The 15,918-nt window shown below is 74.4% G+C and carries 15 protein-coding genes; 8 read left to right on the top strand and 7 right to left on the bottom strand.

The genetic code is table 11. The annotated features are described in order from the left end of the window. Together CXY01_RS14185 and CXY01_RS21055 are read right to left on the bottom strand one after the other, a co-directional pair. Positions 1 to 2,055 (bottom strand): ATP-dependent helicase (locus tag CXY01_RS14185; protein ID WP_146928072.1); only part of this gene is annotated, 2,055 nt, incomplete at its 3' end. Positions 2,056 to 2,140: 85 nt separating this feature from the next. After that, on the bottom strand, positions 2,141 to 3,070 hold the full coding sequence (locus CXY01_RS21055; RefSeq protein ID WP_246125360.1) for a DUF3152 domain-containing protein: 930 nt from the start codon (positions 3,068 to 3,070) through the stop codon (positions 2,141 to 2,143). A 47-nt stretch (positions 3,071 to 3,117) separates the two neighbouring features. On the opposite strand from CXY01_RS21055, the gene CXY01_RS14175 reads away from it, so the two are divergent. Then, positions 3,118 to 3,786, top strand: a complete 669-nt coding sequence (locus CXY01_RS14175; RefSeq protein ID WP_146928068.1) for a TetR/AcrR family transcriptional regulator — start codon at positions 3,118 to 3,120, stop codon at positions 3,784 to 3,786. Between the two features lie 94 nt (positions 3,787 to 3,880). Continuing rightward, a complete protein-coding gene (locus tag CXY01_RS14170; protein WP_055915598.1) occupies positions 3,881 to 4,105 on the top strand; it encodes a DUF3107 domain-containing protein in 225 nt (74 codons plus the stop codon). 66 nt (positions 4,106 to 4,171) lie between these two features. On the opposite strand, the gene CXY01_RS14165 is transcribed toward CXY01_RS14170, so the two are convergent. Further along, on the bottom strand, positions 4,172 to 4,873 hold the full coding sequence (locus tag CXY01_RS14165; protein ID WP_146928066.1) for a ferritin-like fold-containing protein: 702 nt from the start codon (positions 4,871 to 4,873) through the stop codon (positions 4,172 to 4,174). A 333-nt stretch (positions 4,874 to 5,206) separates the two neighbouring features. On the opposite strand from CXY01_RS14165, the gene CXY01_RS14160 reads away from it, so the two are divergent. Beyond that, positions 5,207 to 6,943: a DEAD/DEAH box helicase gene (locus CXY01_RS14160; protein WP_146928115.1), complete on the top strand. Its 1,737-nt coding sequence runs from the start codon at positions 5,207 to 5,209 to the stop codon at positions 6,941 to 6,943. Positions 6,944 to 7,019: 76 nt separating this feature from the next. On the opposite strand, the gene CXY01_RS14155 is transcribed toward CXY01_RS14160, so the two are convergent. The 3 genes from CXY01_RS14155 to CXY01_RS14145 are packed head-to-tail and all read right to left on the bottom strand — an operon-like array spanning position 7,020 to position 9,256. Further along, positions 7,020 to 7,790, bottom strand: coding sequence for a formylglycine-generating enzyme family protein (locus CXY01_RS14155; protein WP_246125358.1), 771 nt, complete (start codon positions 7,788 to 7,790; stop codon positions 7,020 to 7,022). 3 nt (positions 7,791 to 7,793) lie between these two features. After that, complete coding sequence (locus CXY01_RS14150) at positions 7,794 to 8,417, bottom strand: MarC family protein (RefSeq protein ID WP_146928064.1); 624 nt, start codon at positions 8,415 to 8,417, stop codon at positions 7,794 to 7,796. After that, on the bottom strand, positions 8,414 to 9,256 hold the full coding sequence (locus CXY01_RS14145) for a PHP domain-containing protein (protein WP_146928062.1): 843 nt from the start codon (positions 9,254 to 9,256) through the stop codon (positions 8,414 to 8,416). The genes CXY01_RS14150 and CXY01_RS14145 overlap by 4 nt, the downstream gene beginning before the upstream one ends. 59 nt (positions 9,257 to 9,315) lie before the next feature. Here CXY01_RS14145 and CXY01_RS14140 point away from each other — a divergent pair, with 59 nt between their 5' ends. Then, positions 9,316 to 10,842: an aminopeptidase P family protein gene (locus tag CXY01_RS14140; RefSeq protein ID WP_146928060.1), complete on the top strand. Its 1,527-nt coding sequence runs from the start codon at positions 9,316 to 9,318 to the stop codon at positions 10,840 to 10,842. 180 nt (positions 10,843 to 11,022) lie between these two features. On the opposite strand, the gene CXY01_RS14135 is transcribed toward CXY01_RS14140, so the two are convergent. Further along, the gene (locus CXY01_RS14135) at positions 11,023 to 11,733 is read right to left on the bottom strand and encodes a general stress protein (RefSeq protein WP_146928057.1); all 711 of its coding nucleotides are present in this window, start codon (positions 11,731 to 11,733) and stop codon (positions 11,023 to 11,025) included. Between the two features lie 117 nt (positions 11,734 to 11,850). Between CXY01_RS14135 and CXY01_RS14130 the strand changes: the two genes are divergently transcribed. From CXY01_RS14130 to CXY01_RS14115, 4 genes are all read left to right on the top strand, one after another. After that, positions 11,851 to 13,158, top strand: a complete 1,308-nt coding sequence (locus tag CXY01_RS14130; RefSeq protein WP_146928055.1) for a magnesium transporter MgtE N-terminal domain-containing protein — start codon at positions 11,851 to 11,853, stop codon at positions 13,156 to 13,158. After that, positions 13,151 to 13,687, top strand: coding sequence for a DUF1003 domain-containing protein (locus CXY01_RS14125; protein ID WP_146928053.1), 537 nt, complete (start codon positions 13,151 to 13,153; stop codon positions 13,685 to 13,687). Before CXY01_RS14130 ends, CXY01_RS14125 begins: the two co-directional genes overlap by 8 nt. A 26-nt stretch (positions 13,688 to 13,713) precedes the next feature. Next, positions 13,714 to 14,853 carry an Mrp/NBP35 family ATP-binding protein gene (locus tag CXY01_RS14120; RefSeq protein ID WP_146928051.1) on the top strand — a complete coding sequence of 380 codons (1,140 nt, stop codon included), beginning with the start codon at positions 13,714 to 13,716 and terminating at the stop codon, positions 14,851 to 14,853. Between the two features lie 274 nt (positions 14,854 to 15,127). After that, the gene (locus CXY01_RS14115) at positions 15,128 to 15,913 is read left to right on the top strand and encodes a DeoR/GlpR family DNA-binding transcription regulator (protein ID WP_146928049.1); all 786 of its coding nucleotides are present in this window, start codon (positions 15,128 to 15,130) and stop codon (positions 15,911 to 15,913) included. Positions 15,914 to 15,918 lie beyond the last annotated feature (5 nt).

Below are 15,918 nucleotides of genomic sequence, written 5' to 3'. Positions count from 1 at the left end.
CGCCTCGGCGTCGTCCGTGGCGGCGGGCGTCGCGCGACCCGCCACGAGGTCGACCAGCGCCTGCGCACCCAGCAGCGAGTCGCGCAGCCGCAGGTCCGGCCACGCCCCCTCCTGCACCCCGGCGACGACCACGAGGTCCCACTCCCGGCCCGCGGCCCCGGCCGGTGTCAGCACCTGCACGGACGCGCGGCGGGCCCGTGCGGCCAGCGAGTCGGAGGGCAGGTCCTGGGCCTGCAGCCAGTCGACGAACGCGGCGGGCGCCGATCGTGGCATCCGGTCCACGAACGTCTCGGCTGCGCGGAACAGCGCCAGCACCGCGTCCAGGTCCCGGTCGGCGCGCTCCCCCGCCGCTCCCCCGGCGAGCGCGGAACGGCGCCACGGCTCGGCCTGCTCGGCCGCGCTCCACAGGGCCCACAGGACGGTCTGCGCGTCGGCGCCCGGCAGGGCCGCGGCCGTGCGGCCGGCCGCGAGGACCCGCGCCAGTCGCGCGACCGGCCGCGCCCCCGGCACCTGCAGGGCGTCGTCCGACCCGAGCGCCTCGACGAGCAACACGTCGCTGGTCCGGCCGCCCCCCTGCGCCAGCTCGTGGCTGCGCAGCGCCCGCCGCACGCGCCGCAGCCCCACCGTGTCGAGGCCACCGAGCGGGGAGCACGCCAGCCGCGCCGCGGTGGTGGCGTCGAGGGTTGCCGCGCCGACGCAGACGCGCATCGCGTCCAGCAGCGGGCGCGCCGCCGGCTCCTCGCGCAGCGGCACGTCGCTGCCGAGCACGCTCACCGGCACCGAGGCTCCGGTCAGGGCGCGCCGCAGGGCGGTCACCTGGGCGCCCGACCGGGCGACGACCGCCATCTGCGACCACGGCAGCCCGCGCTCGACGTGCGCGCTGCGCAGCGTGTGCGCCACGAACGCCGCCTCCTGCGCGGTGCTCGGCAGCACGGCGACCCGCACGTCCCCGGCCCCGGGCCGCGCGGCGACGGCGCGCCGGTGCTGGACGGCGCCGACCGCACCGACGCGCTCGGCCACCCGACCGACCACGGACCGCAGCCCGGCGTCGTGGCGCCAGGCTGTCCGCAGCACGATCGTGCGGGCACCGAGCTCGCCCGGGCCCGACCCGCGTACCCCCGCGCGCCCGACCAGCGAGGGCGTCGCGCCCCGGAAGGTCTGCACGGCCGCGTCCGGGTCCGCCAGCAGCAGCAGCCGGGCCCCGTCGTCCGCGAGCACCCGCAGCAGGCGGGCGGTGGCCGACGTGCTCTCCTGGTGGTCGTCGACGACGACGAGTCGCCAGCGGGGCCGGACCGCCCCGGGCACCTCGTCGTCCCACGTCAGCAGCGCCTGGGCGGCCTCGTCGACCACGACGGCGGGGTCCAGCCGGGCACCGAGGTCGGGGGTGCCGGCGCGCAGCTGCACGACGTCGAGGTACTCCTCGTACAGCCGCGCCGCGCTGGCCCACACCGGCCGGTCGTGCTCCTCGGCGAGGGCGGCGAGGTCGACCGGGGTCAGTCCCCGCTCGGCCGCGCGCATCAGCAGGTCCCGGAGCTCGTCACGGAAGGGGCGCAGGCCGAGCACGTCGGGCCGGACCTCGGGCGGCCACGCGAGCGGCACACCGTCGCCGGCGGCGTGCCCCGCGAGCAGGTCACCGAGGAGGAGGTCCTGCTCGGCGCCGGAGACGAGCGTGGGGACCGGGTCACCCAGGAGCGATGCCCGGGACCGGAGCACCGAGAACGCCGCAGCGGCGGCGGTCTGCACGAGCGGCCGGCCCGACGTCCGGCGCAGCCGGGCGGACACCCGGTCCCGCAGGTCCGCCGCGGACCGCCGGCCCGACGAGAGGACCAGCACGTCCTCCGGTGACAGGCCGCCCTCGACCGCGGCGACGACCGCCTCGAGCGCGACCGTCGTCTTGCCGGTCCCCGGGGCGCCGAGCACGAGCACCGCGGGATCGGTCGCCGCGACGGCCGCCGCCTGCTCCGGGTCGAGCTCCACGAGCGCACCGGCGCCGAGCTCCGGGACGTCCGCGAACGCCGGGCGCACGAGGCGCAGCGCATGCGGGGAGCCGGTCACGCGACGATCCCATCACGAGCCACCGACACCGGGACGCACGACCCGCAGGGACCCGCGAACGACCCGCGAAGGACGCGCGCGATCGTTACGGGTACGGCCAGGAGCTCGGCACGCAGGGCGCCGCCCGGTAGCTCTGCTGCTGCATCAGCGGAGCCGGCTGACCGGCGCCGCGGCAGGTCTCGTGCCCGTGCCCGAGCAGGTGGCCGACCTCGTGGTTGACCAGGTACTGCCGGTAGCCCGTCTTGTCGACGCCGTACTCCTGCGTCGCCAGCACCCACCGGCGCAGGTTCAGGACGGCCCGGCCCTTCGTCCCGCACGAGAACTCACCCACCGTGTCCAGCGGCGCGCACAGGTCGTCGACCGCCGTCGGTGAGGCCAGCATCACACGCAGCTCGGCGTCGCCGTCGGTCCGTGCGAACGACAGCGACCCGTCGGCGCCCCACCCGCGCGGGTCGTTCAGGGTCGCCATGACGGTCGCCGCGAAGGCGGCCCCGTCGACGGCCAGACCGTCCTCCACCTCGACCCGCACGGTGCGGACGGCACCGGTGCCGGGACCGGGGTCGACGCCCGGGACGACACTGAACGTGCCCAGGCCGGACTCGACCACCTCGGGCGAGAGCAGTCCCGCCTCCACGTCCTGGATGGTGAGCCCGGGCGGCAGGGCGACGATGCCGGGCGCCGGCTCCGACGGGAGCATCCCGACCGGCGCGTCCACCGGCTCGGGGACGAGCGGCTCACGCCCGCTGGACCCCCGGCTCTGGGCGCCGACCCGGTCGACGACGTCGGCCGGTGCGGGCGACGAGGTGCCGAGCGCCGCGCCGACCACGCCGGCGGCCTGCGGGGCGTCCGCAGCCCACAGCGCGCTGCCGGCACCGACGGCGAGGCCCACGACCGCCACGAGGGCCGGGAGTGCACGGCCCCCGGGTGCCGCACGGCGTCGACGACGCGGGGCCGACCGGCGCAGGGACGCGCGGGTCAGGCCCCCGTCCGTGCGCAGCGGTTCCGGGGTCGTCACTCGGTCATCGTCGCATCTCCGACACATGCCGTGGCTACCATCGCGGGATGACGGACGGGACAGAGGACTCGACCCCGCGGGCTCGGAGCCCCCGGATGGCTCGCGACGAACGCCGTGCCCAGGTGCTGCGCATCGCCCAGGAGCTCTTCTCCTCCGAGGGCTTCCACCACGTCTCCATGGACGACATCGCGGAGCGTGCCGAGGTCAGCAAGCCGGTCCTGTACCGCCACTTCCCCTCGAAGCTCGACCTCTACCTCGCGGTCGTCGACCAGAACGGTGCCGATCTGCTGGTCGCCGTCGACGCCGCGGTGTCCGGCATCGAGCAGGGACCCGTGCGCCGGGGGGACGGGCGGGACGTCATCGCCGCGATCGTCGAGGCGTACATCATGTTCGTCGAGGGCGCAGGAGAGTCGTCCGCGCTGCTGTTCGAGTCCGACGTCACGCACGACGCCGACGTGCGTGCCCGGGTGGAGCACGCCTCCTCCGAGGCCGCCCGGCGCATCTCGGTGGTCCTGTCGCAGGTCACGGCCTTGTCGCTGGACGACGCGAGCATGCTGTCCGTCTCGCTGATCGCGATGGCGCAGGGCGCCGCGACCCACCGCCTGCGCCAGCCGTCGGACGTGGGGCCCGAACGCACCATCGAGCTGGTCACCCAGCTGGCCTGGGGCGGGGTGTCCGCGTTGATCCGGCCCGACTTCGAGTACGAGGACGCCTAGGATCGGACGACGTGCCACCGCCCACCGGCTGCGGCACCCCGGAAACGAACCACCGAGAACCACAGCGTGGAGTGAGGACGTGAAGGAGATGACGGTGGAGATCACCATCGGCGTGCAGAACCTGCCTCGGGAGATCAGCCTCGAGTCCGACCAGACGCCGGACGAGGTCGCTGCCGCCGTGGCCGCCGCCCTGAGCGGACGGCCGGCACTGGAGCTGGTGGACGTGCGTGGCCGTCGGGTCATCGTGCCGACCGCGAGCCTCGGCTATGTCGAGATCGGCTCCGAGTCGAAGGGTCGCGTCGGCTTCGGCAACATCTGAGCGCGCACGACGAAGCCCCGCACGGATCCGTGCGGGGCTTCGTCGTGAGGTCGTAAGGTCGTGCCGTCAGGCGGTGAGGCCGAGGCGGCTCATCCGACGCGTGTGCTGGGCCGTGAGCTCACCGAAGAGCTTGGCGGGCGCGTTCGGCGGTGCGGCGTCCGGGGCGCCGGCGGCACCGACGGAGACCAGGCGCACCAGGGCGGGCCGCTGCACCAGGAGCCGCTGGACCACACCGAGCGCCTCACCGACCAGGCGACGGCCCCACAGGGCGAGGCGGGCGGTGAGCACGCCGTCCGCCGACCCGGCGGCGTCCAGCTCGGCGACCGCGAGCTCGGCGTGCGAGGCGTCGTCGAGCACCTCGAGCACGACTGCGCGCGAGCCGGCGTCGAGCCCCTCGGCGGCGAGGCGGCAGAAGTCGTCGGCGACGCCGTACCCGACGTAGGCCTTGAGGAGCCGCTCCCACCACGAGCCGGGCTGCGTGCGGGCGTCGAAGTCGTCGAGCACGTCGTCGTACTGGCGGACGGCCGCGACGGGGTCCCCGCCGATCTCGGTGATGCGGGCCAGGACCCGGTCCCGGCGCTCGACGGCACCGGCCGCGAACCGGCTGAGCTCGAGGCGCTGCTCGATGGTGGGGGCCAGCGCGGCGTCGGCGGCGAGCCGGGCGAAGGCCACGTGCTCGAGCTGTGCGACGAGTCCGAGGAGCTCGAGGGCGTCCGAGTGCTCCAGGGTGCCCACCTCGGGAATGGCCTCGGCACGCGTCGTCGTCATCCGAGGATCGTAGCCCCGGCGGGGCGGCGACCGGCCTGCCGGGGTCGTCGGATAGACTGTGCAGGTAATTCGGTTGCCCGGTCGTCTAGGAATCCCCGTTGGTTCGACGATCAGACTTATTCTCGCGCAGCCCCGGACCCGTCCGGACGACGCGCGCGAGTCGACTTGCACGATCGGCTGCCGGCCAACCCGCGTGGTGAACTCCGCTGTCGCCCGGGACGCTCCGACACCCGTCGGCCCCGGCAGCGCGCGGCACACCACCCTTCGCAGTGAAGAGTCCTCGTGACCACCACCGACGAGACGCCGGAGCAGGTCTCTGCTCTGGCCGAGCCCATGACCCGTCCCCTGAAGAACACCTGGTCCTCCGTGCAGGCCGTCGAGGCGTCGTTCGCCGACTTCGACGTCCGCCCCGAGATCGTCCAGGCGCTGGCCGACGCCGGCATCACGCACCCGTTCCCCATCCAGGCGATGACGCTGCCGGTCGCGCTGTCCGGCCACGACATCATCGGCCAGGCGAAGACGGGTACCGGCAAGACCCTCGGCTTCGGCGTCCCGCTGCTGCACCGCGTGGTCGCCCCGGGCGAGGAGGGCTACGACCAGCTGCCCCACGCCGGCAAGCCGCAGGCCCTCGTCGTCGTCCCGACGCGTGAGCTCGCCGTCCAGGTGGCCGGCGACCTGGCCACCGCCAGCTCGCGCCGCAAGGTCCGCGTGCTGCAGGTGTACGGCGGCCGCGCCTACGAGCCGCAGATCGACGCGCTGAACAAGGGCGTCGACGTGGTCGTGGGGACGCCGGGCCGCATGATCGACCTGCTCAAGCAGCGCCACCTGGACCTCTCGCACGTCAAGGCGGTCGTGCTCGACGAGGCCGACGAGATGCTCGACCTCGGCTTCCTGCCCGACGTCGAGACGCTGCTCGCGGCCACCCCGGCGAGCCGCCACACCATGCTCTTCTCGGCCACGATGCCCGGCGCCGTCGTCGCGATGGCCCGCCGCTACATGACGCAGCCGACGCACATCCGCGCGGCCGACCCGGACGACGACGGCCAGACCGTCAAGAACATCAAGCAGGTCGTCTACCGGGCGCACGCGCTGGACAAGGTCGAGATGCTGGCCCGCATCCTGCAGGCCCGCGACCGTGGCCTGACCATCGTGTTCGCGCGCACCAAGCGCACCGCCGCGAAGGTGGCCGACGACCTGGTCGAGCGCGGCTTCGCCGCCGGGGCGCTGCACGGCGACCTCGGCCAGGGTGCCCGTGAGCAGGCGCTGCGCGCGTTCCGCCACGGCAAGGTCGACGTCCTGGTCGCCACCGACGTGGCCGCCCGTGGCATCGACGTCGAGGCCGTCACGCACGTCATCAACTACCAGTGCCCCGAGGACGAGAAGACCTACCTGCACCGCACCGGCCGCACCGGCCGCGCGGGCGCCAAGGGCACCGCGGTCACGTTCGTCGACTGGGACGACATCCCGCGCTGGGGCCTGATCGACAAGGCGCTCGGTCTGGGCATCCCCGAGCCCATCGAGTCGTACTCCTCCTCGGCGCACGTCTACGAGGACCTCGACATCCCCGAGGGCACCAAGGGCCGTCTGCCCAAGGCGCAGCAGACCCGTGAGGGCCTGGGCGCCGAGAAGCTCGAGGACCTCGGTGAGACCGGCAAGCGTGGTGGCGGGCGCCCGACCGGCTCGCACTCCGACCAGATCCGCGGCAACCGCGGCGGCGACTCGCGGCGCGGCAGCGACTCGCGGACCGACTCGCGGGGCGGGTCGGCGGCGCGCACCTCCGCACCGCAGACGTCCGAGCAGCGGTCCGAGCGCCCCACCGACGAGACCGGCGAGCCCCGTGAGGGTGGCACCCGCCGCCGTCGTGGCGGGCGTGGACGAGGTCGCGGCGAGGCCGGTGCCGAGAACACGACGCCCTCGGCCGAGGCGCCGGCGAACGGACCGTCCGCCGACCAGGGCGCCGACGGGGCCTCGACCGGCGGCGCGCGCCGGAGCCGCAGCCGTCGCCGCACGCGCAGCGGCCAGCCGGCCGAGGGCGGCGGCGCTCCGCAGGCGCCGGCCACCGAGGGCTGAGCAGGACCAGAAGCACGGACAGGACGGGGTGCGGGCTCAGCGGAGCTCGCACCCCGTCCGGCGTCGAGGCTGCCGGTCAGCGCCCGTCGTCGCGGCGGTCGCGGCGGGGCACCGGGGTCCCGAGCGGCGTCCATCCGAACGGGACGGGCCCCGGGAGGCTGGCCCGGGACAGGTCGGCCGCGGCCGACCACCCCTGCGCCTCGTCGGAACCGTCCGCGCCGACGCCACCGCGCGCCACGCGGAAGCCGACGTCCTCCAGCACTGCGCCCGGCGCACTGCCGCGGCGCACGGAGGCACGGCAGCTCCACGGCCGGTCCGCCCAGCCGCCGCCGCGCAACGTGCGGTAGTCGGCGTACCGCGCGGTGTCGGCGTAGTCCCAGACCCACTCCCACACGTTGCCGAGCATGTCGAACAGGCCGTAGGCGTTGGCGGCCTTCCGCGCGACAGGCTGTGGTCCGTCGACCTCGTCGGACGCGGTCCAGGCGATCTCCGCCAGCGGTCCGTAGGTCGGGGAGGTGGTCCCCGCACGGCACGCCCACTCCCACTCGGCCTCGGTCGGCAGCCGGTACCCGTCCGCGTGGACGAGCCAGATCACCTCCCCGTCGGCGAGCACGTACGCGGGCACGAGCCCGCCGGCGAGCGAGGCGGTGTTGCACCACCGCACCGCGTCGAACCACGTCACCGGGTGCATCGGGCGGTCCCCGCCCTCCACCGTCACGGGCGTGGTGGCGAGGGAGAAGGGGTCGAGCCGGACCTCGCGGCTCGAGCCGGTACGCGCGTCCCGGAGCACGACCGTCCCGCCGGGGACCGCCACGAGGTCGACGCGCGAGCCGAGCACAGCTCCCACGGGTCAGGCGGCCTTGATGAAGGCCTCGACGGCGTCGGCGACCAGCTGCACCGCGATGGCGGCGAGCAGGAGGCCGGCGATCCGGGTCACCAGGATGGTGCCGGAGTCGCCCAGGACGCGGTGGATGACGTTCGCGAACCGCATGGCCAGGTAGAGCGCCACGTGCACCGCGACCACCCCGGCGGCGATGGCGGTCCAGTCCGGCAGGGTCTTGTCGGACTGCTGGACGAAGACCATGGTCGCGACGATGGCACCGGGGCCGGCCAGCAGCGGCGTGCCCAGCGGCACCAGGGCCACGTTGACCTTCCCGTTCCCCGACGGCTGCGGCTCCTCCATCTTGCCGGTCAGCAGCTCCATGGCGATGAGCAGCAGGAGCAGCCCGCCGGACGCCTGCAGGGCGGGCAGCGTGATGTGCATGTAGTCGAGGAGCGACTGACCGAACAGCGCGAACGCCACGATCACGCCGAGCGCGACGAGCACCGCCTGGCGAGCGGCACGGTTGCGCTGCTGCCGCGTCATCGCCCCCGTCAGACCGAGGAAGATCGGCACCACGCCCGGTGGGTCCATGATCACGAACAGCGTGATGAACACGGACGCGAACAGGTACGCGTCGAAGAAGCCGCTCACGGCCGGACCACCTCCGTCGTCCCCTGGTCCTCGATCGCGGCGAGCACCTCGGGCGCGGTCAGGTTCTCCCCCAGGCGGTTCGCCTTGCCGGCGCCGTGGTAGTCGCTCGACCCGGTCACCAGCAGCCCCAGCCGGTCCGCGATCGCGGTCAGCCGCTTTCGCTGCGCCGGCGAGTGGTCGCGGTGGTCCACCTCGATGCCGCCCAGACCGGCCGCGGCGAGGCGGTCGAAGACGCGGTCGGGGACGATCCGGCCGCGGGCATCGGCGCCGGGGTGGGCGAACACGGGCACCCCGCCGGCCGCCCGGATCGCGCGCACCGCGTCGGGCCCGTCGGGGGCGTAGTGCGGCACGTGATAGGGCCCGGCGGCGGACAGCAGGTGCCGGAACGCGGTGTCCCGGTCCGGCACGACGCCGCGGGAGACCAGCGCGTCGGCGATGTGCGGGCGGCCCACGACCACGGCGTCGCGGGAGTGCTCCAGCACGTCGTCCCACGTGATCGGCACGTCGACCGCGAGCAGCTCCACGATCGCCTGCGCCCGGTGCAGGCGCGCGTCGCGGGTCTTGTCCAGCTCCGCCGTGAGCGCCGGGTGGGTGGGGTCCTGCAGGTAGGACAGCAGGTGGATGCTGATCCCGTGGGCGCGCGCCGAGACCTCGGTGCCCCGCACCAGCGCGATCCCGAGCGCCCGGGCTGCATCGGCGGCCTCGTCCCAGCCCGCGGTCGTGTCGTGGTCCGTGAGGGCCAGCACGTCGAGCCCGGCCGCGGCCGCGTCCGCCACCACCTGCGCGGGGGCATCGGTCCCGTCCGACGCCGTCGAGTGGGTGTGGAGGTCGATGCGCACGGCCTCACGGTAGCCGCACGCTCAGCCGCGTCCGTCCAGCCGGGTGCGAGGATGTCGGCATGAGTGAGGACCTGACGCCCGAGACCACCACCGAGCAGCCGTTGGCCGACCGCGGCAGCAACCGCTCGCAGCGCCCGGGCTCGGCCGAGTTCGTCCGGTTCATCACCTCCGGCTGGGGCGAGCGCCCGCCGTCGAGCCTCGGCCGGAGCCCGGCCGCCGACCACACCGCCGCCCGTCGGTCGGCGATCTCGGCGCAGTTCCCGGGCGAGCGGCTCGTCATCCCCGCCGGCACGTTCAAGCCGCGGTCCAACGACACCGACTACCGCTTCCGCCCGCACTCCGCCTTCGCGCACCTCACCGGGCTCGGGTCGGAGCAGGAGCCGGACGCCGTCCTCGTCCTGCACCCGGTCGAGGACGGCACGGGCGACGACGGGAGCGGCCACCGCGCCGTCCTCTACATCCGCCCGCTGGCCGGCCGGGACTCCGAGGAGTTCTTCTCCGACGCCCGGTACGGCGAGTTCTGGGTCGGCGCGCGTCCCACGCTCGAGGACCTGGAGAACCTCACCGGGGTCCGGACGGCGCACGTCGACGACCTGCGCGACGCCCTGGCCAAGGACGTCGGTGCCGACGGCGTGCAGGTGCGGGTGGTCCCCGACGTGGACGAGGCGATCGAGGAGCTCGTCGAGGAGATCCGGGCCACCGAGGCGGCCGGGCAGCGCGACGAGAAGCTGGCGGAGGCGCTCTCCGAGCTCCGGCTGGTCAAGGACGCGCACGAGATCGAGCAGATGCGCCTCGCGGTGGAGACCACGATCGACGGCTTCGAGAAGATCGTGCGCGCGCTCCCCGACGCGATCGCGCACCGTCGGGGCGAGCGGGTCATCGAGGGCACGTTCATCGGCCACGCCCGCCAGGAGGGCAACGCCGTCGGCTACGAGACGATCGCCGCGTCCGGCGAGCACGCCACGACGCTGCACTGGACGGACAACGACGGTCAGGTGCTCGCCGGTGAGCTGGTGCTCGTCGACGCCGGGGTCGAGGTCGACTCCCTCTACACCGCCGACGTCACGCGCACCCTGCCCGTCGACGGGACGTTCACGGAGGTCCAGCGCCGCATCTACCAGGCCGTCCTCGACGCGGCCGACGCCGCGTTCGTCGCCGCGGTGCCGGGCGCCCGGTTCCGCGACGTCCACGCGGCCGCGATGAAGGTCATCGCCGAACGGCTCGAGGAGTGGGGGCTGCTGCCCGTCCCTGCCGAGGAGGCGCTGCTGCCCGAGAACCAGCACCACCGCCGGTGGATGGTGCACGGCACCAGCCACCACCTGGGCCTCGACGTGCACGACTGCGCGCAGGCGCGGGCCGAGCTGTACCTCGACGGGATCCTCGAGCCCGGCATGGTGTTCACCATCGAGCCGGGCCTCTACTTCAAGTCGGACGACCTGCTGGTCCCGGCGGAGTACCGCGGCATCGGCGTGCGGATCGAGGACGACGTGCTGGTCACCGCGGACGGCAACGAGAACCTGTCCGCCGCGCTGCCCCGCGAGCCGGACGCCATCGAGGCGTGGATGGCGGGGCTGCTCGACCGCTGAGGGTGTCGATCGGGGTCACCGGTCGGCGTCACCTCGTGTGAAGGGACATCCCGACACAGGAGGCAGACATGGACCCGAACCTCGCACTGCTGTTCTCGAGGGCAGCGACCCTCCGTCTGATCGACGGCGGCACGGCCGACGGCCCGCAGGAGGAGCCCGCCCCGACGTTCCGCGAGCGCCTCAGGGCGCGGTCGGCGGCCCGGCGGGAGGCGCGGACGACGGCCCGGGCTGCCCGGGCTGGTCGGCAGGCGGTCCGCTCGGCGGAGCGGGTGGTCCGGGCGGCGGAGGCGGCGGCACGCTCGGCGAGCCCCACGGCTGGGAGCCCGCAGCCGGTGGGTACGCACCCGACGGATCCGACGGGCTTGTGGTGGTGAGGGGGGCCGGCGGCCGCGCTGGCCAGCCCGACTGGACGCCACCGATCTCGCGCAGGAGCTCGCGCGCCTTGTGCGCCTGCTCCTGCCGGCACAGCACCGCGTAGGACGACGCGACGATCTGGCTGGTCGACGTGAAGTCCCGCTTCCCGCGGGAGAACGAGTACGTGAGGATCGCGAACAGCAGGCCGAAGGCGCCACCGATGAAGATCGCGGGCACCAGCGGGCTCTGCGCGCCGGGAGTGGTGAAGAGGCTGAGCAGGAGCCCCACGAAGAGGCCGAACCAGGCACCGGACAGGAACCCGCCGAGGGCGACCCGGGGGTAGGAGAGGCGTCCGGTGACGCGTTCCACCATCTTCAGGTCGGTGCCGACGATCGTCACCAGCTGCACCGCGAACGCGTTGTCCGCGAGGTGGTCGACGGCCTTCTGCGCCTCGAGGTACGTGGCGTAGGAGGCGACCGTCTCACCCTGCGGCGGCGTGGGTGTGCGCGGGGGGCGGGCGTTACCGGAGATCGACATGCCGCGATCCTCCCCCAGCCCCGAACGGATCGCCAGACCCGGAGCGACGGGTGACGGGTGGCTGAACACTGGGCGGGGCGGCGGCCCGTGGCGCGCGGCCGGTCTAGGCTGACCGGCGTGAGCAGCGTCGGGACCAGGGTGTTCGTCGCGCGCCTTGCCGGGACCAACGTGTTCGACCCCCTCGGTGACCAGGTGGGGCGGGTGCGTGACGTCGTCGTGCTGGTGCGCCCCAAAGGGCTGCCCCGCGCCGTCGGGCTCGTCGTCGAGGTGGCCGCACGCCGGCGCGTGTTCCTGCCGCTCACGCGGGTCACCGCCATCGACTCCGGGCAGGTCATCTCGACCGGCCTGGTGAACATGCGCCGGTTCGAGCAGCGCGCCTTCGAGACCCTCGCGGTGGGCGAGCTGCTGGACCGCACCGTCGAGTTCGTCGACGGGTCGGGCCAGGCGACCATCGAGGACGTCGCCATCGAGCTGCAGCGCAACGGCGACTGGGTGGTCTCCAAGGTCTTCGTCCGCCGCAACCCCTCGGGCCGCTCGGGCATCCTGCGGCGGCGCGGCGAGACGCTGCTGGTGTCGGTCGACGAGGTCACCGGGCTGGGTCAGGCCAGCGCCGCCCAGGGCGCGGAGCTGCTGCTCGCGCAGTACGAGGACCTCAAGCCCGCCGACCTGGCGGACGTCCTGCACGACCTCGGCCTGACCCGACGGCTGGAGGTGGCCAGCGCGCTGGACAACGAGCGGCTGGCCGACGTCCTGGAGGAGCTGCCCGAGGACGACCAGGTGGGCATCCTGCAGGGCCTGGCCCTGACGCGCGCGGCCGACGTGCTGGAGGCGATGCAGCCCGACGACGCCGCCGACCTGCTCGGTGAGCTCCCCGACGAGCAGGCGGCCGAGCTGCTCGAGCTGATGGAGCCCGACGAGGCCAAGGACGTCCGGCGCCTGCTCGCGTACGAGGACAACACCGCGGGCGGTCTGATGACCACGGAGCCGGTGATCCTCGGGCCGGAGACCCCCATCGCCGCCGCCCTGGCGCACGTGCGCCGGCAGGACCTCACGCCCGCGCTGGCGTCGATGGTGTTCGTCGCGCGCCCGCCGCTGGAGACCCCGACCGGTCGGTTCATCGGGGTCGTGCACCTGCAGCGGCTGCTGCGCGAGCCGCCGCACGAGGCGATCGGCTCGATCGTCGACACGGACATCGAGTCCATCCCCGTCGACGCCCCGCTGCTGGCGGTGACCCGCAACCTCGCCACGTACAACCTGCTGGCGCTGCCGGTCGTCGACGCCGAGAAGCGCCTGCTCGGCGTGGTCTCCGTCGACGACGTCCTGGACCACCTGCTGCCCGAGGACTGGCGCGAGACCGACGACGAGGGCAACTTCCGGGACACCAGCGTCCTCGGCATCACGCGGCCGGGGGTGAGCCGTGGCTGACCGCCTGGACACGCCGCTGGAGACGCGCCGCCGCTTCATCCGCCGGCCGCAGCTCGACGAGGACGCGTCGGGCAAGGTCTCGGAGAGCATCGCCCGGTTCCTGGGCACCCCGCGGTTCATCATCTACCTGACGGTCTTCTGCCTCGTCTGGATCGCGTGGAACGTCTGGGCGCCGCCCGAGATGCGGTTCGACTCGGCGGCCCGCGGGTTCACCGCCCTGACCCTCATGCTCTCCCTGCAGGCGTCCTACGCGGCTCCGCTGATCCTGCTCGCGCAGAACCGGCAGACCGACCGGGACCGGGTGCAGGCCGAGCAGGACCGCCAGCGCTCGGAGCGCAACCTCGCGGACACCGAGTTCCTCGCCCGCGAGATGGCGGCGCTGCGCATCGCGCTGTCCGAGGTGGCCACCCGCGACTTCGTCCGCTCCGAGCTGCGCAACCTGCTCGAGGACCTGTCCGCCGAGCGCGAGCACGACGCCGACAAGGACCCGGAGGCGCCCGAGCGCGGACGCAAGGGGCAGCGGGGCTAGGTCCGGCGCGACCTTACGATGGGCCCATGCCTGACCCCACCGACCCCCTGATCGACGCCATCCGCGAGGCGCTCACCCGCGTCCTCGACCCGGAGATCAAGCGCCCGATCACCGACCTGGGGATGGTCCGCTCCGTGGAGGTCGACGGGTCCCGCGCGACCGTCGGCATCGACCTGACGACTCCCGGCTGCCCGCTCAAGGACACCCTGACGCGTGACGTCAGCACCGCCGCGGCGACCGTCGAGGGCGTCGACGACGTCGCCGTGGTGTTCGGCGTCATGTCGGCGGACCAGCGCGCGGCGCTGCGCACGATGCTGCGCGGCACCGACGCCGAGCCGGTCATCCCGTTCGCCCAACCCGGCTCGCTGACCAAGGTCTACGCGATCGCGTCCGGGAAGGGCGGCGTCGGCAAGTCGTCCGTCACGGCCAACCTGGCGGTCGCGATGGCCGCCGACGGTCTCAAGGTCGGCATCGTGGATGCGGACATCTACGGCTTCTCGATCCCCCGGATGCTCGGGGTCACGCGGCAGCCGACCCGGGTCGACGACATGCTGCTGCCCCCCGAGGCGTTCGGCGTGCTGGTCGTCTCCATCGGCATGTTCGTGCCGCCCGGGCAGCCGGTGGTGTGGCGCGGGCCGATGCTGCACCGCGCGCTGCAGCAGTTCCTCGCGGACGTCTTCTGGGGCGACCTCGACGTGCTCCTGCTCGACCTGCCCCCCGGCACCGGGGACATCGCCATCTCCGTGGCGCAGCTGCTGCCCAGCTCCGAGATCGTCGTCGTGACCACGCCGCAGGTCGCGGCCGCCGAGGTCGCCGAGCGGGCCGGGTCGGTCGCCGTGCAGACCCGGCAGCACGTGGTCGGCGTCGTCGAGAACATGTCCTGGCTCGAGCAGCCCGACGGCTCGCGGCTCGACGTGTTCGGCACCGGCGGCGGCCAGACCGTCGCGGACAACCTCACGCGCCTCACGGGCGGTGACGTCCCGCTGCTCGGGCAGGTGCCGCTGGACGTGCGCCTGCGCGAGGCCGGCGACGCCGGGACGCCCGTCGTGCTGAGCGCACCGGACTCCCCCGCCGCCCAGGCGCTGCGTGGCGTCGCCCGCTCGCTCGCCGCCCGCCGCCGCGGCCTCGCGGGCCGCTCGCTGGGCCTCACCCCGGCCGGCCGCTGACGCAGCGTCTCCACTCCATCGGGCAAAGCACGGACGAGTGCGGACGCGAGGCTCACCCCGTTCCGGACGTCCGCACTCCGGCGGGTTGGAGCACGCACGAGTGCGGACGTCACGCCCACCTCGTCGCCGACGTCCGCACTCCGGTGGGTTCGAGGACGCACGAGTGCGGACGTCTGACGGAACGTCGCCGGCCTGTGCGGTCGAGCACGCGCCGGCGTGAGGTGAGCGCCCAGCGCGTGTTGAAGTTTGTTTGTTTGCGTGCGAGAGTGTTCGGGTGCTTGCGTCGCAGCGTCAGGAGCGGATCCTGGCTGCCGTGCGTACCGAGGGCGCCGCGCGCGTCGCGGACCTGGTGGAGAGCCTCGACGTCTCGGACATGACCGTCCGGCGCGACATCGCCGAGCTCGCGCGCGCTGGCCTGGTCCGCCGGGTGCACGGGGGCGCCGTCGCCCCGGACGCGCCCGGGCGGCCCACCGACGAGCCGGGCTTCGACGCCAAGCGGTCGTGGGCCGGCGCCGAGAAGGCGGCGATCGCGCGCGCCGCGCTGGCCACCGTCGAGCCCGGGCAGGCCGTCGCCCTGTCCGCCGGCACGACCACGTACCTGCTGGCGGAGCTGCTCGCGACCGCCGGCATCGGGCCGCTGACGGTCGTCACCAACGGGCTGCGCATCGCCGACGCGCTGGACGGAGCCGCCGGGGTCGAGGTCATCCTCACCGGCGGGGTCCGCACCCCGTCGGACGCGCTCGTCGGGCCCGTCGCGGACGCGACGCTGGCGAGCCTGCGCGTCGACCGCACGTACCTCGGCGTGCACGGCATGGACGCCAGCGGTCTGACCACCCCCAACCTCGCCGAGGCCGCCACCGACCGCGCGCTCATGGCGTGCGCCGCCGCGACCACCGTGCTCGCCGACCACACCAAGTGGGGCGTCGTCGGCCTGGCCCGCATCGCGCCCCTCGACGACGTCGACACCCTGCTCACCGACGACGCCCTGCCCGCCGACGCCCGACGACACCTGACCGGCGCCGCCCTCCGCCTGGTCACCACCCCTGGAGGCACCTCGTGACCGCG

It is taken from the genome of Cellulomonas xylanilytica, from assembly GCF_007989805.1.
GTDB classification, from domain to species: Bacteria; Actinomycetota; Actinomycetes; order Actinomycetales; family Cellulomonadaceae; genus Cellulomonas; species Cellulomonas xylanilytica.
The sequence above is the reverse complement of the archived record's forward strand: the minus strand, read 5'-3'. Positions and strand labels throughout refer to the sequence as shown.